This window comes from Pseudomonas sp. EL_65y_Pfl2_R96 (assembly GCF_963970905.1).
GTDB lineage: Bacteria > Pseudomonadota > Gammaproteobacteria > Pseudomonadales > Pseudomonadaceae > Aquipseudomonas.
The window spans coordinates 56,677-83,191 of sequence record NZ_CAXAQH010000027.1 but is presented as its reverse complement, the minus strand read 5'-3'; the positions used below and the strand labels follow the sequence as shown (position 1 = coordinate 83,191).

Genomic DNA, 26,515 nt, shown 5'->3' with positions numbered 1-26,515 from the left:
TCGAAGACGGCGTGCTGCTCGGCACCGCCGCGTTGAACCTTACAGGTAATGAGCTGGACAACAGCCTCACCGGCAACGCCGCCGCCAACATCCTCGACGGCAAGGCCGGGGCCGACACCCTGGACGGCGGTGCCGGCAACGATACCTACCTCGTCGACAACCTCGGCGACACGGTGATCGAACGCGGCACCTCGCTGACCGAGATCGACACGGTCATGTCGTCGATCAGCTACACCCTGGGCAGCAACCTCGAGAACCTGACCCTCACCGGCAGCGACAACCTCGACGCCACCGGTAACGCCCTGGGCAACCGTCTGATCGGCAACAGCGGCAGCAACGTTCTGGATGGCGGAACCGGTGCCGACCTGATGATCGGTGGCAGCGGCAACGACACCTACATCGTCGACAACCTCAAGGACGTGGTCACCGAAACCAGCACCCTGGCGAGCGAAATCGACACCGTACGCTCCTCCGTCAGTTGGACCCTCGGCGCCAACCTGGAAAACCTCACCCTCACCGGCAGCGACAACCTCACCGGTGTCGGCAACACCCTGAATAACGTGCTGACCGGCAACAGCGGCAACAACGTGCTAAACGGCGCGGCGGGACTGGACACGCTGAGCGGTGGCGCCGGCGACGACACTTATATCCTCGACCAGTTCGGCGAACTGGCGCGGCTGCAGGAAGACGCCGATCAGGGTCGCGACCTGCTGAACATCACCTACGCCTCGACCCTGGCCACCAGCACCGTCGACCTCAGTCAAACCAGCCTGCAGAACGTCGAAAACGTCACCCTGACCGGCCTTGGTGCCTTCACCGTAGTCGGCAACGACCTGAACAACACGTTGCTCGGCAACGCCTCCGTCAACACCCTGCAAGGCGGCGCCGGCAACGACTGGCTGGATGGCGGCGCCGGTGCCGACACCCTCAGCGGCGGCAGCGGTGACGACACCTACGTCATCGACAACGCGTTCGATAAAGTCACCGAACTGACCGACGAAGGCCACGACCTGATCAGGACGGCGGTGAGCTACACCCTCTCGGCCAACGTCGAAGACGGCGTGCTGCTCGGCACCGCCGCGTTGAACCTTACAGGTAATGAGCTGGACAACAGCCTCACCGGCAACGCCGCCGCCAACATCCTCGACGGCAAGGCCGGGGCCGACACCCTGGACGGTGGTGCCGGCAACGACACCTACCTCGTCGACAACCTCGGCGACACGGTGATCGAACGCGGCACCTCGCTGACCGAGATCGACACGGTCATGTCGTCGATCAGCTACACCCTGGGCAGCAACCTCGAGAACCTTACCCTCACCGGCAGCGACAACCTCGACGCCACCGGCAATGCCTTGGGCAACCGTCTGACCGGTAACAACGGCAATAACGTTCTGGAGGGCGGCACCGGCGCCGACCTGATGATCGGCGGCACCGGCAACGACACCTATATCGTCGACAACCTCCAGGACGCGGTCACCGAGACCAGTACCCTGGCGAGCGAAATCGACACCGTGCGCTCTTCGGTGAGCTGGACCCTGGGTGCCAATCTGGAAAACCTCACCCTCACCGGCAGCAACAACCTCAACGGTGTCGGCAACACCCTGAACAACGTTATCAACGGCAACGACGGCAATAACCTGCTCAATGGCGGGGCGGGCGACGACCTGCTCGACGGTGGTGCGGGCAATGACCTACTGGTGGGAGGCATGGGTGTAGACACCCTCACGGGCGGCTCTGGTGCCGACCGGTTTGTTTTCAATTTGCTCAGCGAGCTGGGTAAAGGGGCAACCAGCGACGTCATCACCGACTTCAGCAGCCTGCAGGGCGACAAGATCGACCTGTCGAAACTCGATGCCAATATGCTCACCTCTGCGTTCAACACCTTCACCTTCATTGACTCGAATGCGTTCACAGGATCAGGACAACTGCGTTTCGAAGATCATGTGCTGTATGGCAACGTCAATGGCACGCTGGGTGCGGATTTCGAAATCCAGCTGGTAGGCGTGGACACCTTTAGTGCCAACGATCTGGTGGTATGACAAGGGCAATACAATGAAAAACGCCCCGACTTGTTCGGGGCGTTTTTCTTTAAGAGATGCCGTTGTCCCTCAGCTAAGACAACACCCCCAACTCCTTCGCCCGCGCCACCGCCTGCGTGCGCCGCTCAACCCCCAACTTACTGTTGATATGGCTGGCATGGGTCTTCACCGTATGCAGCGAAATGAACAACTGATCGCTGATTTCCTGGTTCGAACACCCTTGGGCGATCAGTTGCAAAACGGCCAGTTCACGCGTACTGAGTTGTTCCGCAGCAGGCGACGCCTCCAGCATCGGGCGGGAGACCAGAGCCGGAAGCTTTTCCGAGAGGCTCAGCGAAACGGCCGTTGGCGCACAGAGTTGAAGTTGCCCGCGCAGCCAGTCCGGGTGCTCGGCCAGCAATTGGTCGAACGGTTGCAGGACGCCACCGGCGGCCGCTTCCAACGCCTGGATCAGAGCCTTGCGGGCCTCGGGCTCGCGATCGCCCGCCAACAACAGCGTGATTGTCTGATTCAGCGCCATCACGCTGAGCATCTGCCGGTCGGTGCGCTGACCGTGTTCATGCAGCGCGTTCAAGCGCCCTTCGGCGAGCATGGGCTGGCCCTTCATCACGTCCAGCAACGCCTGTTGCAGTTCAATGTGCAGCGGCAGTTGCGGATGGAATTCCGGCGGTGCCGCCGGGTGCTCGCCGTTGTAGGTCTGGCCCAGTCGCGCAAGCCAGGGTTCGGCCAGATCGGTGCGGCCCTGGACCAGCCAGAGTTCGCATTTGACCAGGGTAATCATCGCCAGATAGTAAATCGGCGGGACGTCCCAGATGTGCATCAGCCGCTCGGCCTCGGCAAGTTCGGCGAAGGCTTTCGCGAATTCGCCGCTGTTGCCGTCCAGCCGGGCAATTACGCAGTGGCCGATCAGCACGCTGATGTCGCGACAGGCCCTGGCTTCCCCCAACCCCGCCAGCAAACGCGCCCTCGCGGCCTGGGGTTGCAAGCGCAGCGCCAGCAAAAAACCCTCGTACAAGGTCAAACGTGCGCGCACCGCATAAAGCCGTAGCGGGGATAAGCCTTGCAGGCGTTGCAGCCCCTGACGGACTTCATCCAGTGAACGAAGAATCTCCCCGCGCGCTTGCAACACGCGGGCGCGGTCGTAATGGGCCAGCGCCTCGAACAACGGGTTACCGACCCGTTGTGCCAGCTCAAGGGACTCACGATTCAACCCTCGTGCACGCCAGAGATCGCTGTCGGCAATGGCCAGGTTGGACAATGTCGAGAGGCACATCAGGCGCTGTCCATAGCGTTTGGCCGGCAGGCTTTCCAGCGCTTCGGTGCAATAGAGCAGCGTCAGCTCCCGATTGCCTCGCCCCCGGGCAATGATGCCGCTCAGGGCCAGCCATTGCGCCAGCATGGACTTTTGCGCCGTGGCCGATGGCGCCGGCAGGAAGCGGCTCAGGTGACTGGCCAGCTCCTCGGCGGCGTCCAGTTGACAGGCCAGCCCCAACGCCCAGCTGTAGAGCACGATCAACCGTGGCGTGCTGATCAGCAGGCTGTCGGGCAAGTCCATTTTCCAGCGCAGCAGCATGCCGACGTTCTGCTCGGCCAGCAGCTGTTCTTCAGAGAGGTTTTGTACCAGATTCGCTGCAACATCCAGGTGCCCGGCGCGCAACGCTTGCTCTACCGCTTCATCGAGTAGTCCCTGGGTGTTGAACCAGCGGCAGGCACGCAGATGCAGGCTGGCTGTCGGCACCATCGCCTGGGCGCTGGGCCGGCTGCGCAGCAGGTCGGAAAACAGGTGGTGATAGCGATACCAGTGACCGTGTTCGTCCAGTGGCACCAGAAATACCTGATGCGCCAGCAGGAAACGCAGGATCTCGGCGCTGTCATGGGCTTCGCGCACGGCGTCGCACAGTTCGCTGCAAAAGCGCTCTTGTGGCGCGGTGTCGTACAGGAATGACTGCACCTCGGCGGGCAGGCAATCGATCACCTCTTCGAGCAGGTAATCACGAATCAGCCCTTCCCCACCGTACAACGACTGGGGCAATGCGCCCTCACTGCCCGCTTCGGAGGCCGCCAGCAGCCAGAAGCGCAGCCCGGCCACCCAGCCTTCGCTGCGCTGGATCAAACCCTCCAGCGCTTCGCCACGCAATGAAATGCTGTGTCGATCAAGCAGGCTCAGAGCCTCATCGTGGGTCAGGCGCAGATCTTGCTCGTGCAGTTCGAGCAGTTGCCGCGACAACCGCAGACGCGCCAGGTGCCAGTCCGGACGCTGCCGGCTAGTAACCATGACCAGCAGGCCATCGGGTAAATGATTGAGAAAAAATTGCAGGCAACGATCAAGCACCGGGCCTTGGGCCAGATGGTAGTCATCGAGCACCAGCAGCAGCGGCTTACCAAGTGTAAGGTGCACCGCCAGCTCATCGAGCAAACCGTCCAGCCATTCTTCGAAGGCAAACGGCTGATGACGTTGGCGCATTTTCAGCAGCCCCAGCGCCTGGCTGCCCAACTGCGGGAAATACTCCTGAAGACCTTCGAGCAGGCGCTCAAGAAAACGGCCCGGATCGCTGTCCCGTGGACTTAACCCCAGCCACAGGCTTTGCCAATGCTCCGGTAAACCCTGACAAAACTCCACCGCCAATGAACTCTTGCCGAACCCCGCCGGAGCGCTGATCAGCAACAACCTGCCACCCAGACCTGCACTCAGGCGCTCGCACAGACGCCGCCGCAGCACATGGCCGTCGGGCAGCGGGGGTCGGAAAAAGCGCCCGCCCAGTGCCGCGACGGCAACGCTTTCAGGGCCCGGAAGTGGGGACAGATCAGTCATGGCCGGCTCTTGTTTGAAATACTGATGGCGGCGTTACAGATGTCCGCAGCCTAGCGGTAAACGAAGAGCTATTGAAGGTTATTGCTACAAATGGCTACAAAAAGACTACAACCAGAGATGTCCGGCTCATAACGCCTGAATGTCGGCAAAAAGTTCGCAGCCGCTCCTGCACCGACCGAGTACACCCGCAGCATCGCGGCGCACGCATAACCTGTAGGAGCTGCCGCTGGCTGCGATCTTTTGAAGGAAAAAAAACGCCCCGAACCAGTCGGGGCGTTTTTTCGAGGATGCGGCCTCGGTTTACAACGTATTAGCGAACGCCTTCCTGACGCAACGCGGCCGGAGTGAAGTCGGCGGTGCTGGCGGTGAAGCCGAAGTTATACGCCGACTTCTCTTCGTTCTTCATGCCCAGTGCCAGGTAGCGGCCCGATTGCAGGTCGTACAAGGTTTCGAGGGCGTACCACGGCACTTGCTTGTCGTAGTAGTTCTCGGCGTGAGCCTCGGCGACGCGCCACAGTTGCCCGCGACCGTCGTAGTGGTCGACCACTGCCGCCTGCCAGGTGTCTTCGTCGATGTAGAAGTCACGTTTGGCGTAGATGTGACGCTGACCTTCCTTCAGGGTCGCGACCACATGCCAGACCCGACGCAGTTCATAGCGAGCCAGGTCCTGGTTGATGTGACCGGCCTTGATGATGTCGGCGTACTTCAGTTGAGGCGAATCGAGCTTGTAGCTGTCGGAGGCGATGTACATCTCTTTCTTGCCTTCGAGCTTCCAGTCATAGCGATCCGGCGCACCGTTGTACATGTCCAGGTTGTCGGAGGTACGCAGGCCATCGGCTGCGGTACCCGGTCCGTCATAGGACACTTGCGGCGCACGACGCACGCGGCGCTGCCCGGCGTTGTAGACCCACGCCGAACGCGGCTCTTTAACCTGATCGAGGGTTTCGTGAACCAGTAGCACGCCACCGGCCAGACGCGCCGGCGCGGTCACTTTCTGCTTGAAGTAGAACAGAATGTTGCCCGGATTTTTTGGGTCGTAATCCTTCATCTTGTCGCGGAACACGAACTGGTCCTCGAAGTACACCAGGCTGAACGAGCCGTTCGGCTGTGGCGTGGCCTGGGTTATCAGACGGGTCACGCTGCCACCGCGATAACGGGTGATGTGGTTCCAGATCACTTCAACGCCGCTTTTCGGAATCGGGAACGGGATCGCGGTTTCGAAGTTTTCCAGACCGTTGCCGCCGGACACCAGGTTAGTGTTGGTGGCGTTCTTCTTGATGGAGGCGAACACGTCATCCGGCACGGTGGCACCGCGATGGGACGGATAGACCGGCATCTTGAAGGTTTCCGGGTAGCGCTTGAACATCGCGTACTGGCCCGGCGCGAGCTTGTCCTTGTACTGGTCGACGTTCTGCGCGGTGATGGTGAACAGCGGTTTTTCACTCGCGAACGGATCAGACAAAAAACCCTTGCTGTCTACGCTACCGGCGTTTTTCGGCATGGGTTTCCAGGCCGGGATCGAGCCGTCGGCGTTGCCTGCCATCTCGGCGCCCATCGGGGTCAGGCTCTTGCCCAGCTTGTCCGCTTCGGCGGTCGGGACCGCCGCCATGACACCAGTCGCCAGCAGCGAAAGCCCCAGAACGCCAACGTGGAACAGACTCTTTGTTATTTTCATAAATGTGTTCGTCCTGAAAATAGTGCTTAGAAGTTCACGCCGAAGCTAAGCGCAACGAAGTCGCGATCATCCACGGTGGTGTACTTGCCGTCGAAGAAGTTGGTGTACGCCAGGCTCGCGGTGTAGGTGTTCTGGTATTCGGCATCCAGACCCAGGCTCACCGCTTTACGACCTTCCTCGAAGTTGCCGCCAGGGCCAGGCGAGTAACCGCTCACGTCGTGGGACCAGGCCACGTTCGGTTTGAGGTTCACACCGGCGAATACGTCGTTGTAATCCCAGATGGCACGAGCGCGATAACCCCACGAAGTCGCCGTAGTGAAGCCGTCGTCGTTGCAATTGCGGCTGCGGTTGTTGGTGGCAGCACCTGCGCCGGCACCGTTGATGGTGCTGGTGTTGAGAATCGCCGAACAGGTGTCGAGGCCACCGGTAGACGGCAGTTCACCAGGCCCGTAGACCGGGTCACGGCCGTAACGGACGTCGGAGCTGCTTTCCAGGCCGCCGACGTGGGTCACGCCCACTTCGCCCACCAGGGTCAGGCGGCTGGCGCCCATGACCTGATCGAAGAAGTGCGTAAGGGTGGTCTGGAACTGGGTGATTTCCTTGCGGCGATAGCCGTGCAGATCCTGACCCGGTACACCGGGGAGCAACGAAGCGTTGGTCAGGGCACCGCCCAATGGGCGCACGCCAGCGAACAGGATGTCAGTGGAGTTGAGCTGCACCGGCGCATTCGGACGGTAGCTGAGTTCACCACTCCACGCCGTACCGGTAGGCAGGGTGGTGGAAAAGCTCAAGCCGTAGAGGCGGATGTCTTCCGGGTACTCGACGAAGTATTCCGAGTTACCCGCGACCACCAGGGGTGCCAAAGCCCGAAGCGCCCCTGGCAATGCCGCTGCCCGGGCGTAGGCCGCCGCTGGAGCACCGGTGGCGCTGAAGATAGGCGCACGACTGTGATAATTCATGAAATAGGCACCGAACTCGGTGTCCAGCGGCTCGAACATGTATTTGAGGGACGCGCCCCACTGGCCGCTGTCCCGCGCATCGCGATCCGCACCACGGCGCACCAGTACACCTTCATCGTTTACGTCGACGCCCAGCCTGGTCAATGTAGGCAGGGCGGCGGCCGGAATGGTCGAGCGCTTGTTCAGTACGCGCAGATTGTCGGTGCAACCGTCGGCAATGATGTCCGGCTGGGAGAAGAAGGTGCCGCAGTTATCAACAACCGTCTGGTCCCATTCAAGCTGATAGAAGGCTTCGGCCGACAGGTTGTCGGTGAGGCTCTGGGACACGTAGAACATGTTGACCGGAATCAAGCCTTCCTTGACTTCGGCACCGGGACGACGGAACGCAGACACGTCGATCGGGTTGATCGAGTTGATGCCACCACCGATGAAAGTACTTTCACCCCAGCTCACCACCTGCTTGCCCAGACGCACGGAACCCGGCTGATCGGCAATGGCGTAGTTGTGGTAGACGAAGGCGTCGAGGATCTGACCGCCGGCGGACTTGGCGCCTTCCTTGCGATTTTCGTCGCTGATGTCCTTGAACTCGCGGCTTTCATCCTTGAGTTCAAAGTCGTACCAGTATTTGCCCCGGACGAAGACACCGGTATCACCGTATTTCAATTCAAGGTCATGGATACCCTTGAAGATCTTCGAAAAAGTTTCGCCGCTCTTGAAGTTGTTGTGACCGTCATCGGACGTCTGGGACAGGCCGTGGCCCCCGTTATTGACGCCGATAAGATTCTTGTTGGGGCTCTGAGTAGACCAACTGGCGCCGATCGACAGGGATGAGTCAAATTGACCTTCGATCTCACCGACGTTGAAACTGACGCCGAATGCAGGCCCGGCGAGCGAAGAGGCAAGACTGACCGCCAGGGGCAGTTTCGCCCGGCGCCAGAACTGGTTTACTGATGTCATCGACGCTACTCCATGTGCATTATTGTTATGGCTGAGTACTTTTAAAAACGTTGTGGGTGACCGGAAGCCAAGCGGTTCCGAAGTCACTCCAAAGTTGCATCGCCCCGTTTTGTGCGTGAGCTCCGTTCTTAAAAATCCTTGAGCGGACTATAGCCAGCAGGTAGTAGTGCTTGATCCCTCTAAAGTGTGATTTGCAGCTGCCGGCCACTCTGGAACAGTCCTTTCGCCAGTCCGACACATGTCGGCCCGGCAAGGATGGCTGAAAATTCGGATTTCACAAGTCAAGCGCTTGCTTGGTGGGTCTGGCGCGCCGTTTTCGGCGCGCCAGCGGACGCTTAAAGCGTCGAGAGGAAGGTACTGTTGTTAGCCTGCCATTCGGTGATGTCGACGCGGATGCGCTTCTTGTCGAGTTTGCCGACGCTGGTCTTGGGAATTTCAGTAACAATGGCGATCTGGCTCGGGATCGCCCACTTGCTCAGGTGCCCCTGTTCAACGAACGGCTTGAGGTGCTCCTTGAGTTCCTTGGCCCCAATCTCATGCCCTTCCCTGACGACCAACAGCGCAAACGGCCGCTCGCCCCACTGCGGATCGGCGATGCCCACCACTGCTACTTCGCGTACCGCAGGGTGGCGGCTGATCAGGTCTTCCAGGTCCAGGGAGGAGATCCACTCGCCGCCAGTCTTGATCACGTCCTTGATCCGGTCGCGAATGTCGATCACGCCCATGCTGTCCAGCGTCGCCACGTCGCCGGTGTGCAGCCAGCCCCCGGCCCAGAGCTCGGCGCCTTTCTGCGGCTCGTTGAAATAGCCCTCGGTGAGCCACGGCGCGCGCAGCACCAGTTCGCCCTGGGTCTCACCATCGGCAGGCAAGAAGTTGCCGTCGGTGTCGATGATCGCCGCTTCGACCAACGGCCCCGGTACACCGGCCTTGATCCGGTAAGTGGTGCGTTCGTCTTCGGTACCGGCCATCAACTCATCGTTGAGGTGCGCGCACGATACCAATGGCCCGGTTTCCGACATGCCGTAAGCGGCGGTCAACTGAATGCCCTTGGCTTTGGCCGCTTCATACAGCGCACGGTTGAGCGCACTGCCGCCGATGACGATTTTCCAGCCACCGAAATCGATGTTTTGCGCCGCCTTGGCATTGAGGACCATTTGCAGAATGGTCGGCACGCAGTGGGAAAAGCTCACCTTCTCCTTGCGCCACAGTTCCACCAGGTATTCGGGGTCATAACGACCGGGATAGACCTGCTTGAGCCCGAGCATGGTTGCCACATACGGCAAGCCCCAGGCATGCACATGGAACATCGGCGTGATCGGCATGTACACGTCGTTGGTGCCCAGCAAGCGCACGCTGTCGATGGAGCCCATGATGGTCGACACGCCCATGGTGTGCAGCACCAGTTGCCGATGGGTGAAATACACGCCTTTGGGGTTGCCGGTAGTGCCGGTGGTGTAGAACGTGGTGGCGACCGAGTTTTCGTCGAAGTCCTGGAAGTCGTACTGCGGGCTCGCGGCGGCCAGCAGTTGCTCGTACTCGCCGACAAGGTTCGGCAAATCGGCGGTCTTTTCCGGTAAGTCGGTCAGCAGCAGGGTTTTCTCCACCGTGGTCAGGTGCCCGGCAATCGCCTTGTACAACCCGACGAACTCGCTGTTGACCAGCACGAAGCGGTCCTCGGCGTGGTTCATGGTGTAGAGAATCTGTTCCGGCGACAGGCGCACGTTAATGGTGTGGATCACCGCGCCGATCATCGGGATGGCAAACATGCACTCCAGGTAGCGATGGCTGTCCCAGTCCATTACCGCCACGGTATCCCCGGCCTTCACGCCGGCCTCTGTCAGCACATTGGCCAGCCGCGCGACCCGCTCGATCAGGGTCGGATAGCTGTAGCGCAACTGATCGCGGTAGATGATCTCGCGAGTTTTTTCGTAACGGGCGCCGGACATCAGCAGCCGTTTAATCAACAGCGGATACTGGTAAGCGCCCTCGGCGGGAGGAATAACGCGAGTCTGCAACATAAGAGTCCCTTTTTGACTGCACAGTCTTGGCTGCTAAAGCTAAGCACTCTAGAGCCCTTGAACGCCAGCAAAATCAGCCAAAGGAATGATTTGCACAGCCGTACAAATGCTAGCCTTGCGCCAGCATTTGCAGGAATTCGTTAGCCGTTACGCCGTTTTTTCTACGGCAGCCTCGGATGGTGTCCGGGGGAAAACCACTGCAGCCACGAAGGTCAACGCCGCAAAACTTGCCAATATCAGGTAAAGGCCTACAAAACCTTGGCGCGGTTCGACGAACGAAATCAGCGGAATCGCGGTAGCACTGGCACCGAACGATAAACAGTAACGCAGCGCAAAGACTCGGGATTGCCATTGCGCCGCGACAAAGTTGGCGACCATCGCATCATTCACCGTGACCTGGCCAAACACCACGAACATGAACGCTGCGCCCAGCGCTATCACAGCCCATCCGTCGACATAGGCCAACCCGAACAACAGCGGCGCCTGGCACAACGTCAACACGATGAACGGCCATTTCAGACTGAAACGATGCAAGACCCGGCCGATGCTCAACTGCGCCACGGCGCCGAAGGCATACGCCAGGCTGACCACGACGCCAAGAGTTTGCGGTGAAGCAAACAAATCGTGCAGGCGCTCCTGAAACAGTTTCGGATAGGTCATGGTCGTGGCGTTGAACACCACACCGCCGGTCGCGGTGGCCAAGGCCAGTACGCCGAACACCATGAACATGGAAATCCGCTGGCCAGCCGCACCTTTGAGCGGCATGTGCGGACGCTTCGGGATCGGTTCTTCGCGCACCTGAAACGCGAAACCGATGCCCAGCACAATCGCCACCACGCCGGGCAAAATGAATGCCGAACGCCAGCCGAACTGCGCCACCAGCAGCCCGGTGATCAGCGCCGAAAACGCCACGCCGAGGTTGCCCCACATACCGTTGATACCGATTTCCCGGCCGCGATGCTGCGCGTAAGCCACCAGCATCGCGGTGCCCACCGGGTGATAGATCGCGGCGAAAACCCCGATCAGCGTCAGGCCGAGTACCAGCATCGGGGCGCTATTGCTCACGCCGGTAAAGATCGCCGAGGCGCCAATACCAAAAAAAAACACCAGCATCATTTTCCGTCGGCTCCAGTGATCCCCCAGCCAACCGGCCGGCAATGAACAGGCGCCAAAGGCAATGAAACCGCCGAGGGACAGGCCAATCAGCGCGGCGTAGTCCAGCGCGAAGGCCTGGGTCATGCCGAGAATGGCGGCGGGAAAAATCAACATGAACATATGATCGATCACATGGGCTGCGTTGATGTAGCGGAGGACGTTTCTGGACTGGTTCATCGCGGCACGCTTTACGTTATAGAGAGCGGCTTATGCTAAGTTGGCGAAAAAGCGTATTTCTGACAATAAAGTCATTGGATCTGACATGTTAATCAGCCATTTCCTGCACGGACCGGTCAGCGCCTATCCGCGAGATTATATGGACGGTGCTCATCAGGAATTGCATCAACACCGAGAAGCGCAGTTGCTGTACGCCGTTTGCGGCACTATGCGAGTGGTCACGGCGCAAGGGGCCTGGGTCATTCCACCGACCCGAGCCGTGTGGATTCCGCCCTTGGTGGCGCATGAGATTTTCATGTCGGGCGAGGTGCGCATGCGTTCGCTGTTCATTGCCGCCGAACTGTCGCCGCCAACTCTGCAACAGTGCTGCGTGCTGGCCGTCACGCCATTGCTGCGCGAGCTGATCCTGCGCGCGGTGAAAGGTCCGCAACACGCGGAAAACTCATTGATTCAGAGGCTGATGCTCGAAGAGATCGCCAGCCTGGAAAACCTTCCGCTACACATTCCGATGCCCGAGGACCGACGCCTGCTGGGCATCTGCCTGGCGCTGCTGCGCGCACCGGACCATTCCAATACCCTGGAAGACTGGGCCCAGCAGGTCGGCGCCAGTTCTCGAACCTTGGCGCGGCTGTTCCAGCAACAACTGAAGATGAATTTCAATGCCTGGCGTCAACAACTGCGCCTGATGGAAGCCCTGCCGCGCCTGCTCGCCGGGGAAAGCGTGCAGAGCGTGGCGTGTGATCTGGGTTACGGCAGTGCTCGGGCGTTCAGCGCGATGTTTCGCCGTTTACTCGGAGAAAACCCTCGGGAATACCTGAACGCGTTGAACAAATTGAGCGAGCTCAATCCCCCGTAGGTGCTCAGCGCGATCAATGCATCTCGGTGAACGCGAGTTTCACGCCGATGGCGATCAGTACCGCGCCCATGGTCCGGTCGAACCAGTGGCCCATGCGGGCGAAACCGGCGCGTACGCGCTGTTGGCTGAACAGCATCGCCACCAGGCAGAACCAGACCGCTGTCGCCGCCGCCAGATAAATCCCATAGCCGGCCTGTACCGCCAGTGGCGTGTGCGGGTTGATCACCACGGTGAACAGCGACAGAAAAAACAGCGTGGCTTTCGGGTTCAAGCCATTGGTCACGAAACCCGAAGTGAAAGCGCCCCGTGCGGTGCGTTCGCCGGCTTCCTGGTGCAGATCGTCAGCCACCGGTTTGGCCGGTTGCGCGCGCAAGGCCTTGAAGCCTATGTACAGCAGGTACGCGGCGGCCGCCCATTTCAGGGCGTTGAACAGCACGATCGATTGAGACACGATCAGCCCGATGCCCAGCAGCGAATAACCGACGTGCAGGAAAATCGCCGAACCGACGCCCAGTGCCGTCCAGGTCCCGGCACGGCGACCGTGGGTCACGCTCTCACGCACCACCACGGCGAAATCCGGTCCGGGGCTGGCGACGGCCAGCAGGTGAATCAGGGCAACGGTCAAGAACTCTGTCCAGTACATGGGGGCTCCTTTTGGGCCAGCGTAACTGTTTGTTTCATCTGGTAGGCTCGGCAGATTACGCCTTCAGTTCAATGCACAAAAGGTACAGTTGATGACGAACCCTCGCCGCGCCGTTTTCCTTGACCATCCATCCCTGGACCTCGGCGATCTCGATCTCAGCCCGCTACACGAGTGCTTCAGCGACTTGCAGCTGTACGCACAAACCACGCCAGAACAGGTGATCGAACGCCTCAAGGGCGCCACCGTCGCCATCAGCAACAAAATCCTGATCGATGCGGCGGCCATGGCGGCCAGCCCCGAATTGAAGCTGATCCTGATCACCGCTACCGGCACCAACAACGTCGACCTCGCCGCCGCCCGCGCTCACGGGATTACCGTTTGCAACTGCCAGGGTTACGGCACGCCGTCGGTGGCTCAGCACACGATCATGTTGTTGCTGAATTTGGCGACGCGCCTGGCCGATTATCAGAAAGCTGTCGCCGAAGGTCGCTGGCAACAGGCGAAACAGTTCTGCCTGCTGGATTACCCGATTGTCGAACTGCAAGGCAAAACCCTCGGTCTGCTTGGCCACGGTGAACTGGGCAGCGCCGTGGCGCGGTTGGCCGAGGCGTTCGGCATGCGCGTATTGCTGGGGCAGATTCCAGGACGCCCTGCCCGGCCGGATCGCTTGCCGCTGAATGAACTGCTGCCGCAAATCGACGCGCTGACCCTGCACTGCCCACTCAACGAATACACTCGGCACTTCATCGGTGCCCGTGAACTGGCCTCGATGAAACCCGGTGCTTTCGTGGTCAACACCGCGCGCGGCGGCTTGATTGACGAGCAGGCCTTGGCCGACGCCCTGCGCAACGATCATCTGGGCGGCGCGGCCACCGACGTGTTGAGTGTCGAACCACCCATCGCGGGCAATCCGCTGTTGGCCCAGGACATTCCACGGCTGATCGTCACCCCGCACAACGCCTGGGGCAGTCGCGAGGCGCGGCAACGAATCGTTGGCCAGTTGACCGAAAACGCTCAGGCTTACTTCAGCGGTAAAGCGCTGCGGGTCGTCAGTTGATAAACTGCGGCACTTTTTTTCAAGGAGCAGAGTATGGATCCGCGCAGTGAAGTACTGCTTCGTCAGGCCGAGTTATTCCAGGGTTCGGTGCTGCTGGCCGGTTTGCCCGCCGATGATTTGCTGGGCCGCTTGCCCGATGCCCACGGCTGGTGCTGGCACGCCGGTGATCAAGCAGCACTGGACGCCCGTTTCGCCGAGCGCAGCCATTTTGGCGTGAACGCACCGGCGCGTGAATTCGACAGCGCCGTGGTGTTTCTGCCCAAGTCCAAGGACCTGACCGACTACATCCTCAACGCCCTTGCCTCTCGTCTGGCCGGTCGCGAGTTGTATCTGGTAGGCGAAAAACGCAGCGGTATCGAAGGCGCGGCCAAGCAGCTGAACCCCTTCGGTAAACCACGCAAACTCGACAGCGCACGGCATTGCCAGCTCTGGCAGGTCACCGTGGCCAATGCGCCAGAAGCCAAATCACTGGAAAGCCTGGCCCAGACCTACGAACTGCCGTTGGCCGAAGGGCCGTTGAAAGTCATCAGCCTGCCGGGTGTGTTCAGCCACGGTCGACTGGATCGCGGCAGCGCCCTGCTGCTGGAACATCTGGACAAACTGCCCAGCGGCCACCTGCTGGACTTCGGTTGCGGCGCTGGCGTGTTGGGGGCGGCGGTCAAGCGGCGTTATCCGCACAACCAGGTCACTCTGCTCGATGTGGACGCGTTTGCCGCCGCCAGCAGTCGCCTGACCCTGGCCGCCAACGGCCTGGAAGCGGAGGTGATGACCGGTGATGGCATCGATGCCGCGCCCATGGGTTTGAGCGCGATTCTGAGCAACCCACCGTTCCATGTCGGCGTACACACCGATTACTTCGCCACCGAGAACTTGCTGCGAAAAGCGGCTAAACATCTGAAAAACGGCGGCGAACTTCGGTTGGTAGCGAACAGTTTCCTGAAGTATCAACCGCTGATCGAAGAGCACTTGGGCGCGTGTGCGATCAAGGCTGAAGGACAGGGTTTCCGAATCTACCGGGCCAAGCGCGGCTGAAAACGCTTTTGAAAAAGAGGACTTGCCCAATCGGATTTGCCTAGGCAGAATCCGCTCCGTCCTAGGGGAGTAGTCTCCCACGAGCGCCATGCTCGTCCGGCATACGTCAACATACTTGGTCCTCAGACCATGGCGTATGCGACCCAAGCGTCCGCACCAGACGGATCGCAGGGTTTGACAAGACCTATGACACGAACACCTTACCCGGGGCGGGAAGGCTGTACGTGTCATAGCCGTGTCGACCCGCCCCTTAGGAAAACCCTGATGCTGGATTCACTTCTCGTTCCCACCGCAATCGTTGCCTTGGCCGAAATCGGCGACAAGACGCAACTGCTCGCGCTCATTCTCGCCGCACGCTTTCGCAAACCCTGGCCGATCATCGCCGGCATCGTCGCCGCGACCCTGGCCAACCACGCGGCAGCCGGTGCGGTAGGCGCCTGGTTTGGCAGTTTCTTCTCGAATGCGACGTTGCACTGGATCCTCGCCGCCAGCTTCGCCGCCACCGCGCTGTGGACCCTGGTGCCGGACAAGATGGATGAGGACGAAGCCAGCACCGCCCGCAAGTTCGGGCCGTTCCTGACCACGCTGATTGCGTTCTTCCTGGCGGAGATGGGCGACAAGACCCAAGTCGCTACCGTGATGCTCGCCGCGCAATACCCGGATCTATGGCTGGTGATCATCGGCACCACTGCCGGGATGTTGATTGCCAACGTGCCGGTGGTACTGGCGGGTAACTTTGCGGCGGAAAAACTGCCTCTGACGTTGATCCGTCGCCTGGCAGCGTCGGCGTTCTTCATCCTGGCGATTGTCGCGGTGTACAAGGCGATGCAGAGCAGTGGGTGGGTTTGACGCGTTAAGTCAGTAGCACCGCGTTATCGTTCATCGCGAGCAGGCTCGCTCCCACAGTTGATCGCATTTCAATGTGGGAGCGAGCCTGCTCGCGATGGCGTCAGCAGCCTAAATACATGGCTCAGGATTTCGGTGCTTTCTCGTACAACGGCATCACTTTCGGAATCGCCGCCTGCAACGACGCAATCCGACTGGTCGACGCTGGGTGAGTGCTCAAGAACTCTGGCGGTGCGCCATTCGAGGCTTTGCTCATCTTGTTCCACAAGGTGATCGCGGCGTTCGGGTTGTACCCGGCGCGGGCCGCCAGCTCAAGGCCGATCAAGTCCGCTTCGTTTTCATTCTCGCGACTGTTGGGCAAAGTCATGCCGTATTTGGCCACGGTGTCCGCCAGGGCCAGGCTGTCCTGGCCCAGACCGAGCAACGCACCCGCGCCCTGCTTGGCCATTTCGATACCGTAAGCCTTGGACATCGCTTCACGACCGTGCTCACGCAAGGCGTGAGCGATTTCATGGCCGATGATGGCGGCGATTTCGTCGTCGGTGAGTTGTAGGGTGTCGATCAGCCCGGTATAGAAAATGATCTTGCCGCCAGGCCCGCAGTTGGCGTTGAGTTCGTCGCTCTTGATCAGGTTCACTTCCCATTGCCACTGGGCCGAATCTGGACGGAACACCGGCGCCTGAGCAATCAGACGATTGGAGATTGCCTGCACGCGCTTCGCATCGTTACTGGTTTTGTCCAGCACGCCCTTGGTGCTCGCCTCCCCGACGGTCTGTTGATAAGACTGGGCGTACATCTGGTTGACCTCGGAGGTCGACAACATACTGAACATGTATTGCTTGCGTTCAACACCCACGGCGCCACCGTTGGTGGTGTTGACCGACTGACAACCGGCGAGCAGCAGACCTGCGCTCAGTGCACACAATACCAATGTCTTATTCATCAAGAAGCTCCCTGGAAACATGTCGCGTATCCTAGGTGGTGATTTGTATCGGCGCCAGATACAACGAACGTGTAGCACATACTTTTCAGACAAAACCTCGATCACCGTAGGAAAAAATTCACACAACAGCGCCCGCCATGGCCGATCACGGTCAGCAATGATTCATTTACGACATCCAGCACTCCAAAACTGCCAATTCGTCACACCGCGCTCATGATCCTCCTGACCCTTGCCGATACCGTTCTGCAGACGTTCTCTTGCGTGCGGAGCACCCATGAAATTCAAGTCGATCCAGTTTTCCGTTGCCGCCCTGGCCGGCGCCATTGTCCTCAGCGTCGTCGCAGCCCTGGTGCTGTACGCGCTGTTTTCCGGTGCCCAGACCCAAGACATGGTCCAGCAACGGACTCAGGCGCAGTTCGAGCAAGTCATCGAACAACGCCTGACGTCGCTGGCGCAAACCCAGGTCAGCCAGATCCAGCGCGAACTCGAAGCACCGCTGCTGATTGCCGGCGGCCTTGTGCGGGTCAATGCGCTGATCGGCACCCCGGGCGCCGACGGTCAACCGCAACTGAGCCTGAGCCGTGAGCAATTGATCAGCCTGATCAAGGAAAACGTCGCCCGGAACCCGAAGATTCTCGGCACCTACATCGGCTGGGAAAAAAACGCACTCGACCATAACGATGCAGCCTACGTTGACACCCCAGTGGTTGGTATTGATGCCAGCAACGGACGCTTTCTGCCGTGGTGGTTCCGCAACGAAGACGGCAGCCTGGGCCTGGACAAACTGGTGGACGTCGACGACCAGAAAACCCTGTCCACCGGCGTGCGCGCCAGCGAGTACTACCTGTGCTCCAAGGAAACCAAAAAATCCTGCGTGATCGATCCGGCGCCCTACAAGGTCGGCGACAAGATCGTCATGCTCGCATCCTTCATTGAACCGATCATGCTCAACGGCGCGTTCCAGGGCATCGTCGGCGCCGACCTGTCAGTGAACTTCATCCAGGAAATGCTCCTGGGGGAGAATCAGAAACTGTACAGCGGCGCCGGAGAAATGGCCTTGATCGGCGGTAACGGCCGGATCGTCGCCTACACCAAAGATCCGAGCAAATTCGGCGAAAAGGTCAGCGATATCCTCGACAGCAAGCAGATTGCCAACATGGCCAATCTCAAACGCGGCGAAGTGACTTACACCGTCGACAAGGCCCAGGGCCGGATCGAGTTGTACCTGCCATTCGGCATCGGCCAGACCGACGCCCGCTGGACCTTGATGCTGCAACTGCCGCTGAACGCGGTGATGGCCGACCTGCAAAAACTTCAGGGCGATCTGGATGCGCAGCGCAAATCCGACACCTTTGGCATGGCCATGGTCGGCCTGCTGATCGCCGGTATCGGTTTGTTGGTGATCTGGCTGGTGGGTCATGGCATTGCCCGGCCGCTGAAGCAGATGGTCACCATGCTCGATGACATCGCCCAGGGCGAAGGTGACCTGACCCGCCGCCTGACCAGCGACCGCAGCGACGAATTGGGCTCGATCGCCAAGGGCTTCAATACGTTCCTGGCGAAGTTGCAGGCAATGATTACTCAAGTGGTGACATCGGTGCAGAGCGTCAGCGATTCGTCGGAACACACCGCCGACATCGCCATTCGCACCAACATCGGTGTGCACAAACAAATGGCCGAGATCGATCAGGTCGCCACCGCCGTGCACGAAATGACCGCCACCGCCCAGGACGTGGCGCGCAACGCCACTCAGGCCGCGCAAGCTGCCAGCCATGCCGATCAGGCAGCGGCGCAGGGCATGCAAATCGTCCGTGACACCTCGAACTCGATCGGCGTGCTGGCGGTGGAGATCGGCAAGGCCGTCAGCGTGGTGCAGACCCTGGCCAAGGACAGCGAAAACATCAACGCGATCCTGACGGCCATTCGCGGGATCGCCGAGCAGACCAACCTGCTGGCCTTGAACGCCGCCATCGAAGCGGCGCGGGCCGGTGAACAGGGCCGGGGATTTGCGGTGGTGGCCGATGAAGTGCGCAACCTGGCGCAGAAGACCCAGAAGGCCACTGAAGAAATCCAGACCATGATCCAGCAACTGCAACAAGGCACCCGCGACGTGGTGCGGGTCATGGAAGACAGCCAGAACCGCACTGACGAAAGCGTGCAGCACGCGGCGAAAGCGGCCGAGGCGCTGGAGACCATTACGCAAGCGGTGTCAGTGATTAACGACATGAACACCCAGATCGCCAGCGCGGCCGAGGAACAGAGCGCGGTGGCCGATGACATCAACCGCAACGTGATCAACATCGGGCAAGTGGCCAATGAAGTGGCCGGTGGCGCGGATGAATCAAGCGCGGCCAGTGCGGATTTGACCAAGTTGGCGGAACAGCAGCGGCGGTTGATCAATCAGTTCAAGGTTTAACAATTGCGGGAAGGTCCTGCGGACCTTATCGCGAGCAGGCTCGCTCCCACAGGTGATATTTGGGAACACATTATTTGTGAACACCTGAGATCAAATGTGGGAGCGAGCCTGCTCGCGATGAAGCCGGCTCAGGCGCCTCATCAACCCGGCGTCAAACACTCCGGCCCATTGAGCTTCGGATCATTCACCATATTGGCCAACACCCGCTCACGCAACGCCGCGGGTTCGCTGGCCAGCAGCGCCTGCAAGGCATGCAACGGGGTTTCGGGGTTGAGCCAGGCTTCCTGCCCCGCCGCATCGAGAATCAACGGCCGACGCTGACTCGAGGCAGGCTGGGTGATCACCGCCGTGCTCAGCCACACCTGCTCCTGCACCGGATACGCCTCCCAGATCGCCGCGAAGAACAGCGCCGAGCCCTCCCCCGGGGTCAGCCAGTACGGACGTTTACGTGTGGTGCCGCGCCATTCGTAGAAACCATTGGCCGGCAGCAGGCAACGACGCAGGCGCAAGGCTTCGCGAAACATCGGCTGCTCGGCAACGGTTTCGGCGCGGGCATGGGCCGGGGTGCGGGACAGGTCGGTCAGCCACGGCGGCGTCAGCCCCCAACGGGCACGGGCCAACTCACGCTGGCCGTCTGCGCCGGCACGCAGCATCAACACCGAATCGTTGGGGGAAATATTCCACTGAGCCTGCTGGCCGGCGGGAAATCCGGGCAGGGCCGCGAAGGCGGGGTTCCAGCGAAACAGGGCATAACGTCCACACATGGGGCAATACGACTCTTGATCGAACGAACGCCAGCCTAACAGACCAGCGTGCCGGGAAAGCTTTCCGGTTCGTCGCCGGACAGCGGCAGCGCGGCATTGTACGCGGTGATCAGCTCCCGGGCGTATTCGGCCTGATCATTATCGACCGAGAGACCCAACAGGCCGAACATCGGCAACTCCCCGGTGCCGCCGATCAAATCCCGGCCCAGCAGATGCGCCTCGATGCCCTCACTGGCCAGCATGCCTTGCAGTAACTCGCCTTCCATCAGGTTTTCCGGCTCGTAGATTCGCTGCATTCGCGCCCCTCACTCGTCTTCGCTGTAAACTTCGAGCATCCATTCCAAACCATCGGTTTCGAGATGAAACCTGATCGGCCGACAACAGACCGGACAGTCTTCGATATAGACCTGATCCCCGCCGGACAGATCCAGAAGCGCCTCGGACTCTTCCCCACAATACGGACATGTATAGCGCTCGGTTTCTTGCATCGCGGTCTCCCAAGTGACTTGTGCGTATAATCGCCGGTCTATTTGCAGGGCTATTTTCGTCTGGCTACCTTTTCAGACCGTGCCCCGTTGGTTTTCGATCAAAACCTTTACTTACCCTAGCCGTTTCCAACAAGAGAGCATGATGGGCGAATTCGATGCCATCCGACCTTACGACGACAGCGAAGTCCCAGCAGTGCTGGCACGGCTGCTCGGCGACAAGGCGTTTCTAGATATCCTCACCCACTTCCGCTTCCCGCGTTATGCCGGTGCCTTAGGCTGGATGCTCAAACCTCTTATAGCGCATCGGCTGCGCCGTGAGTTCGCCGGCGTCACGTCGGTGGCCACCTTGCAGGACAAAGTCGAGTTTTACGTCGACCACACCATCGAGCGAGCCACGGACGGGGTGACCTATGCCGGCGTGGAGCAATTCAAGTCCGGCAGCGCCTATCTGTTCATCGCCAACCACCGCGACATCGTGATGGACCCGGCTTTCGTCAACTATGCCGTGTACCACGCCGGCCTGCCGACCCCGCGCATCGCCATTGGCGACAACTTGCTGCAAAAGCCTTTTGTCAGCGATTTGATGCGCCTGAACAAGAGCTTCATCGTGCACCGTTCGATCACTGGTCGCCGGGAAAAAATGGCGGCCTATCAGCTGTTGTCGGCGTACATCAACCACTCGATCCGCAACGATTGCGCCTCGATCTGGATCGCCCAGGCCGAAGGTCGGGCCAAGGACGGCGACGACCGTACCGAGTCGGCGATCCTCAAGATGTTCCACATGAGCCGCAAGGACGAGCCGTTCGGCGAGGTCATCCGTTCGCTGAACCTTACCCCGGTGTCGATCAGCTACGAATACGACCCGTGCGACCAGGCCAAGGCCCGCGAGCTGTACATCCGCGCCACCACCGGCAGCTACACCAAGGCGCCGGGCGAAGATGATGTGAGCATCGCCAAGGGCATCACCGGTTACAAAGGCCGGGTCCACGTGAACTTCGCCACACCGATCACCGAACTGTTCGAAGACACCAAGCAATTGGCGATCGAAATGGACAAGCAGATCCTCGGCGGTTACCGGTTGTTCCCGGTGCACTACCTGGCTTATGCGCTGTGGAAAGACGCCGATCCGCAATTGCAGGTGCCGAAAGCGGCCGAGGTGTTTGCGGCAGACGAGCTGGCCAAGGCTCAGGAAGAATGGCAGCGTCGGCTGGATGCCTGCCCTGAGGAACATCGTCCGTTCCTGGTGCTGCAATACGCGACACCGGTGCGCAATCAGTATCGGGTCAAGGCCGGGTTGCCGCTGTAAGGCAATGGCTGGAAATGACAACGGCGCCTTCGGGCGCCGTTTCTTTATGCAAGATCAAAAGATCGCAGCCTTCGGCAGCTCCTACATTGACCGAGTACACCCGATATCCAACATGTATGCGCAATCCCCCATAGGAGCTGCCGCAGGCTGCGATCTTTTGATTTTCAGACGCGCGTGCTGACCCACGACACCAGCAACGCCATCCCGAGGCAGGCAAAACCGAAGCGGTAGAAAAACCGGTTCATGCGCAGGGTCGCCCAATCCAGCGTTGGCTCTTCGCTGGGACGACGCTGGCGCTGGGCTTCGATACTGGCCAACGCACGTTGCTCACGACGACGGGTGGCATGCAGCAACCAGCCGCCCGGGCAGGCGAACAGCAAGGCCAGCAGGTTGATCAATTTGGCGGGATGAGCGGTAAAGAGCGAAATCAATTGCAGCGACATCACAAACCTCAGGTAAAACCAGTGTGGCGGACACCCAACCGACGACCGCGGCGCGAATTCTACCGAAAGCGCTCCGGCCTGCCCCGGCTTTCCGACAAATAACGAAACCATTTGGCCGATTACTGTCCTGTGTCACGGCGCCGTCATCTGAATCCGCCAGTCTGTCGCCCCTCGAAACCGACACGGACCGCGTCATGCTCCACGCCGAAAACCAGGACCGCCTCTACCTCATTGCCCAAAGCGACGAACAACAAACCTTAGTCGGCAGCCTCGCCTTCAACGTACAGGACCGCCACTGGCTGGTGTATTGCGCGCTGGGCGGGCATCAACATGCGGATTTACCGGAAGCGGATTTGCTGACGGGGGTGAGTGTTCTGGATTTTTATTCGGAGGCGGCTTGAGCGTCCTACAGACGCAGTGACTACATTTCAGTCGTCTGACACACCGCTTTCGCGAGCAAGCCCGCACACATTTGATCGGTGTAAATCTGCAACAGGTCGGCGAACTCAAAAAAAAACCCGGCGCCATCACTGACACCGGGTTCTTTAAACAATCCGCAAACCGTTACTCGGCAAGCACCTGACCAATCGTCGGGTCCTTGAACAAGCGGGTCAACGCATCACTCAGCACATCACTGACCAGCTTGGTATTGGTTTCCTGATTCGGCGCCATGCCAAAACGCTGATCCAGCGACGCACCATAACGACCGCTATAACGGCGGTTGGCATTCTGCACATCCGAACGGAACGTCGCGCCAATCGTTGCCTCGGTTACGTACAGGCCTTCTTTGGGCGACTGATACTTCAGCTCGGCCAGGGTCACCGTCAATTGCGGCGCGTTCAACGCATTGGCCGTCGGCGTAAAGCCCAGCAGCCGCACGGCCGCTTCAGCCTGAGCCTGCAGCTTCGGCAGAATCTGCGCGCCCTGCACGGTGATCGCACTGGTCTCTGGATACAGACCACCACGAGTCCCCAGCGTTGGCGACGGACGACCGTCCACCACACGCACCACCACCGGCTGACCACGGCCGACCGGCGCCAGCTGAGCCGTCAGCTTGGGTTCCGGGTTCAGTTGTTGCGGGCTGTGGGCGCAGCCGACGAGGGTCAAACTGGTCACAGTGATCAAACCGAACAACAGGCGTTGCAACATGCTCTTCTCTCCAGAATCAGGCAACTAACAATGCCCGCAGTATAGCGGTGCGCCACTGCGGCGAACTAGCTTCGCGCAACGATTACTGAAATCTCTGACAAACCCGGCACAGTGCGGTTCCTGTCACACATCTGTCACCCACCTTACACATGCACGTCATCACTCACTGGCAACCTTCACAGCAGTCACCCACAAGGTACTTTGCCATGCGTTTTCTCATCTCGCTGTTCGCGCCACGCCCGTTGCATCGCAGCTTTGTTCTGCTCGACCGCAATGGCCACTGCCAGGCATTCAAGCAGTGCAGCCTCCAGCCCATGGGCGATGGCTGGGTCGAAATCGAAGAGATCCGCCTCAACTGGCTGCACCATCCCCTGCCCGCCAGCGCCCGTGTCAGCCAGCACCAGCCGCGCGCGCGGGCGCAGCAACTGCTGACCACTTGACCGGACGCCTAATAAAAGTCATTAAACACGACCAATTCCCTGCGTTTCTTCGTTACAATCTCCCCCCGATTATAAGGACGTCTCCTGATCGGGCCTCGCAGCATCGTTCAATGCCTCGGTATTGACACCCCGCACCGCCCACAGAGAGCCGCCCACACAGATCGAGTGAAGCTGGCGCGCTTGCTGTTTCTTAAGCAAATCACCACTTTTCGCGAATCTGCAGAGCTGTCATTACGCTCGGTCACTGAGCTGTTTGCCCGTTTTTGCCTGCCCATGCACCCATGGCGGCAATCCATCCGGGCGCGGTGCCAGGCTGGGACAGCCCTTTTTTGAGGTTCACGTCTTCAAAAGAGCGTGAAAAAAACGGGTTTTCACAACTTCACAAGAGTGTGGCGAGCAAATGAATAGTTTTGCGTCTGAACATGCACCATTAGCGTCTACAACAGCCCAACGACACAGGACCGAGTACTCCTCGAACACCGGAGCCTGAAGCCTGTCCGCTACGGATTTGGTTGCACAAACGGATGTCTCGACCATAAGTCGAATTGCCAGCCGCGCGCTGAAATGAGTTCATGTGACTCTTGAGGCCAGGCCGCATGCATCCGTCGAAGTTGCGAAAAATTGCGAAGATTCGGACATGGCGATCCTGGCCATGGGTACCTGGGGCATCACTGACACGCCCCGGAACACCTGGCAGCTATGCCGACAATTTGGTGCTGCAGATTTTGGAGACGCGTTAAATGGCGCATAACGAAGCAGTCGACGTAGTACTGGTTGGGGCCGGCATCATGAGTGCCACCCTTGCTGTACTGCTCAAAGAGCTCGACCCCGCGATCAAGCTGGAAGTCGTCGAGCTGATGGATTCCGGTGCCGCGGAGAGTTCCAATCCGTGGAACAACGCCGGTACCGGTCACGCCGGGCTGTGTGAGCTGAACTACACGCCACAGGCCGCCGACGGCACCGTCGACATCAAGAAAGCCGTGCACATCAACACCCAGTTCGAGGTGTCGAAGCAGTTCTGGTCCTACCTGACCAAGAAAGGCACCTTCGGTTCGTGCAAATCGTTCATCAGCCCGGTGCCGCACCTGAGCTTCGTGCAGGGCGACAAAGGCGTTTCCTTCCTCAAGGAACGCTTCAAGGTGCTGAGCAAGCACCACGCCTTCGCCGACATGGAGTACACCGAAGACAAAGCCAAAATGGCCGAGTGGATGCCGTTGATGATGCCGGGCCGCCCGGCCGACGAAGTCCTCGCCGCCACCCGCGTGATGAACGGCACCGACGTCAACTTCGGTGCCCTGACCAACCAATTGCTCCAGCACCTGACCAGCGCACCCGATGCCCAGGTCAAGTACTGCAAGCGCGTCACCGGCCTGAAGCGTAACAACGGCGGCTGGACCGTCAGCATCAAGGACGTCAATAGCGGCAACACTCGTGAAGTCGACGCCAAGTTCGTCTTCCTCGGCGCTGGTGGCGCGGCACTGCCGCTGCTGCAAGCTTCGGGCATCGAAGAAAGCAAAGGCTTCGGCGGCTTCCCGATCAGCGGTCAGTGGCTGCGTTGCGACAACCCGGAAGTGGTCAAGCACCACCAGGCCAAAGTCTACAGCCAGGCTGCGGTCGGTTCGCCACCGATGTCTGTGCCGCACCTGGACACCCGTGTGGTCGATGGCAAGAAGTCCCTGCTGTTCGGACCTTACGCCGGCTTCACCACCAAGTTCCTCAAGCACGGCTCCTTCATGGACCTGCCGATGTCGGTTCGCGCCGGCAACATCGGCCCGATGTTGGCCGTGGCAAAAAACAACATGGACCTGACCAAGTACCTGGTCAGCGAAGTGATGCAGTCGATGGAGCAGCGCCTGGAATCCCTGCGTCGCTTCTACCCTGAAGCGAAAGCCGAAGACTGGCGCCTGGAAGTGGCCGGCCAACGGGTGCAAATCATCAAGAAAGACCCGAAGAAAGGCGGCGTTCTGCAGTTCGGTACCGAACTGGTCGCGGCCAGGGACGGTTCCCTTGCGGCCCTGCTCGGCGCGTCCCCAGGCGCTTCGGTGACGGTTTCGATCATGCTTGAGCTGATCGAAAAATGCTTCCCGAACAAAGCGTCCGGTGAGTGGGCTGCCAAACTGGCGGAAATCTTCCCGGCTCGGGAAAAGGTTCTGGAAACCGACGCAGCGCTGTATCGCAAGATCAATGCGCACAACAACGTCGCGCTGGAACTGGTTGAAGCCAGCAACGAGACCGAAAGCTACGCTTGATTCAGCAGCACAAAAAACGCCCCGTCCTCATTGAGGGCGGGGCGTTTTTTTATATCGGTGAAACGGTTGACCCTAAGATCTTCGGTGTTGG

Annotated in this window: 22 protein-coding genes, 1 pseudogene and 1 riboswitch; of the genes and pseudogenes, 11 read left to right on the top strand and 12 right to left on the bottom strand. The window is 59.9% G+C overall.

Annotated features, from left to right (window positions below):
* Positions 1-2,039: beta strand repeat-containing protein (locus tag AACY49_RS23140; protein WP_339526664.1), on the top strand; the 2,039-nt coding region annotated here is incomplete at its 5' end.
* Positions 2,040-2,112: 73 nt separating this feature from the next.
* Here the strand turns inward: AACY49_RS23140 and AACY49_RS23135 are convergent.
* From AACY49_RS23135 to AACY49_RS23115, 5 genes are all read right to left on the bottom strand, one after another.
* Positions 2,113-4,851, bottom strand: a complete 2,739-nt coding sequence (locus AACY49_RS23135; RefSeq protein WP_339526662.1) for a LuxR C-terminal-related transcriptional regulator — start codon at positions 4,849-4,851, stop codon at positions 2,113-2,115.
* A gap of 310 nt (positions 4,852-5,161) precedes the next feature.
* Positions 5,162-6,526, bottom strand: coding sequence for a DUF1329 domain-containing protein (locus AACY49_RS23130; RefSeq protein ID WP_339526660.1), 1,365 nt, complete (start codon positions 6,524-6,526; stop codon positions 5,162-5,164).
* A gap of 26 nt (positions 6,527-6,552) precedes the next feature.
* Positions 6,553-8,442: a DUF1302 domain-containing protein gene (locus AACY49_RS23125; protein WP_339526658.1), complete on the bottom strand. Its 1,890-nt coding sequence runs from the start codon at positions 8,440-8,442 to the stop codon at positions 6,553-6,555.
* A gap of 335 nt (positions 8,443-8,777) precedes the next feature.
* Complete coding sequence (locus AACY49_RS23120; protein ID WP_258699125.1) at positions 8,778-10,460, bottom strand: fatty acid--CoA ligase; 1,683 nt, start codon at positions 10,458-10,460, stop codon at positions 8,778-8,780.
* Positions 10,461-10,607: 147 nt separating this feature from the next.
* Positions 10,608-11,792: an MFS transporter gene (locus AACY49_RS23115; RefSeq protein ID WP_339526656.1), complete on the bottom strand. Its 1,185-nt coding sequence runs from the start codon at positions 11,790-11,792 to the stop codon at positions 10,608-10,610.
* Between the two features lie 85 nt (positions 11,793-11,877).
* Here AACY49_RS23115 and AACY49_RS23110 point away from each other — a divergent pair, with 85 nt between their 5' ends.
* A complete protein-coding gene (locus tag AACY49_RS23110) occupies positions 11,878-12,648 on the top strand; it encodes an AraC family transcriptional regulator (RefSeq protein ID WP_320393337.1) in 771 nt (256 codons plus the stop codon).
* Between the two features lie 13 nt (positions 12,649-12,661).
* Here the strand turns inward: AACY49_RS23110 and AACY49_RS23105 are convergent, their stop codons facing one another.
* The gene (locus AACY49_RS23105) at positions 12,662-13,291 is read right to left on the bottom strand and encodes a LysE family translocator (RefSeq protein WP_050683067.1); all 630 of its coding nucleotides are present in this window, start codon (positions 13,289-13,291) and stop codon (positions 12,662-12,664) included.
* A gap of 91 nt (positions 13,292-13,382) precedes the next feature.
* On the opposite strand from AACY49_RS23105, the gene AACY49_RS23100 reads away from it, so the two are divergent.
* The 3 genes from AACY49_RS23100 to AACY49_RS23090 all read left to right on the top strand — a co-directional run bounded on the left by AACY49_RS23100 (position 13,383) and on the right by AACY49_RS23090 (position 16,229).
* The gene (locus AACY49_RS23100) at positions 13,383-14,348 is read left to right on the top strand and encodes a 2-hydroxyacid dehydrogenase (RefSeq protein ID WP_339526653.1); all 966 of its coding nucleotides are present in this window, start codon (positions 13,383-13,385) and stop codon (positions 14,346-14,348) included.
* Positions 14,349-14,381: 33 nt separating this feature from the next.
* Positions 14,382-15,380: a class I SAM-dependent methyltransferase gene (locus AACY49_RS23095; protein WP_339526651.1), complete on the top strand. Its 999-nt coding sequence runs from the start codon at positions 14,382-14,384 to the stop codon at positions 15,378-15,380.
* 51 nt (positions 15,381-15,431) lie between these two features.
* Positions 15,432-15,556, top strand: a riboswitch (yybP-ykoY riboswitch).
* Between the two features lie 88 nt (positions 15,557-15,644).
* Complete coding sequence (locus tag AACY49_RS23090) at positions 15,645-16,229, top strand: TMEM165/GDT1 family protein (RefSeq protein WP_205889759.1); 585 nt, start codon at positions 15,645-15,647, stop codon at positions 16,227-16,229.
* Positions 16,230-16,350: 121 nt separating this feature from the next.
* Here AACY49_RS23090 and AACY49_RS23085 read toward each other — a convergent pair whose 3' ends face one another.
* Positions 16,351-17,169 (bottom strand): M48 family metallopeptidase, encoded by an 819-nt coding sequence (locus AACY49_RS23085; RefSeq protein ID WP_339526647.1) that lies wholly within the window; start codon positions 17,167-17,169, stop codon positions 16,351-16,353.
* 274 nt (positions 17,170-17,443) lie between these two features.
* Here AACY49_RS23085 and AACY49_RS31965 point away from each other — a divergent pair.
* Together AACY49_RS31965 and AACY49_RS31960 are read left to right on the top strand one after the other, a co-directional pair.
* Positions 17,444-18,730 (top strand): annotated as a pseudogene (locus tag AACY49_RS31965) (HAMP domain-containing protein); the annotation flags it as partial.
* 12 nt (positions 18,731-18,742) lie between these two features.
* Positions 18,743-19,585 (top strand): methyl-accepting chemotaxis protein, encoded by an 843-nt coding sequence (locus AACY49_RS31960; protein ID WP_408980615.1) that lies wholly within the window; start codon positions 18,743-18,745, stop codon positions 19,583-19,585.
* A 140-nt stretch (positions 19,586-19,725) separates the two neighbouring features.
* Here the strand turns inward: AACY49_RS31960 and AACY49_RS23075 are convergent, their stop codons facing one another.
* From AACY49_RS23075 to AACY49_RS23065, 3 genes are read right to left on the bottom strand one after another with little or no spacing between them, the layout of a single operon-like run.
* Positions 19,726-20,349 (bottom strand): SOS response-associated peptidase, encoded by a 624-nt coding sequence (locus AACY49_RS23075; protein WP_339526643.1) that lies wholly within the window; start codon positions 20,347-20,349, stop codon positions 19,726-19,728.
* 35 nt (positions 20,350-20,384) lie between these two features.
* Positions 20,385-20,645 (bottom strand): putative signal transducing protein, encoded by a 261-nt coding sequence (locus AACY49_RS23070; RefSeq protein WP_339526641.1) that lies wholly within the window; start codon positions 20,643-20,645, stop codon positions 20,385-20,387.
* Between the two features lie 9 nt (positions 20,646-20,654).
* Complete coding sequence (locus tag AACY49_RS23065) at positions 20,655-20,837, bottom strand: CPXCG motif-containing cysteine-rich protein (RefSeq protein ID WP_258699117.1); 183 nt, start codon at positions 20,835-20,837, stop codon at positions 20,655-20,657.
* 139 nt (positions 20,838-20,976) lie between these two features.
* Between AACY49_RS23065 and AACY49_RS23060 the strand changes: the two genes are divergently transcribed.
* On the top strand, positions 20,977-22,143 hold the full coding sequence (locus AACY49_RS23060; protein WP_258699116.1) for a 1-acyl-sn-glycerol-3-phosphate acyltransferase: 1,167 nt from the start codon (positions 20,977-20,979) through the stop codon (positions 22,141-22,143).
* A 164-nt stretch (positions 22,144-22,307) separates the two neighbouring features.
* On the opposite strand, the gene AACY49_RS23055 is transcribed toward AACY49_RS23060, so the two are convergent.
* The gene (locus AACY49_RS23055; RefSeq protein WP_258699115.1) at positions 22,308-22,586 is read right to left on the bottom strand and encodes a hypothetical protein; all 279 of its coding nucleotides are present in this window, start codon (positions 22,584-22,586) and stop codon (positions 22,308-22,310) included.
* Positions 22,587-22,780: 194 nt separating this feature from the next.
* Here AACY49_RS23055 and AACY49_RS23050 point away from each other — a divergent pair, with 194 nt between their 5' ends.
* Positions 22,781-22,987 (top strand): hypothetical protein, encoded by a 207-nt coding sequence (locus tag AACY49_RS23050; RefSeq protein WP_030129737.1) that lies wholly within the window; start codon positions 22,781-22,783, stop codon positions 22,985-22,987.
* Positions 22,988-23,150: 163 nt separating this feature from the next.
* Here the strand turns inward: AACY49_RS23050 and AACY49_RS23045 are convergent, their stop codons facing one another.
* Positions 23,151-23,735 (bottom strand): YajG family lipoprotein, encoded by a 585-nt coding sequence (locus tag AACY49_RS23045; protein WP_007905851.1) that lies wholly within the window; start codon positions 23,733-23,735, stop codon positions 23,151-23,153.
* Positions 23,736-23,941: 206 nt separating this feature from the next.
* Here AACY49_RS23045 and AACY49_RS23040 point away from each other — a divergent pair, with 206 nt between their 5' ends.
* Positions 23,942-24,175, top strand: coding sequence for a hypothetical protein (locus tag AACY49_RS23040; RefSeq protein WP_258699114.1), 234 nt, complete (start codon positions 23,942-23,944; stop codon positions 24,173-24,175).
* A gap of 740 nt (positions 24,176-24,915) precedes the next feature.
* Complete coding sequence (gene mqo / locus AACY49_RS23035; protein ID WP_258699113.1) at positions 24,916-26,424, top strand: malate dehydrogenase (quinone); 1,509 nt, start codon at positions 24,916-24,918, stop codon at positions 26,422-26,424.
* Positions 26,425-26,515 lie beyond the last annotated feature (91 nt).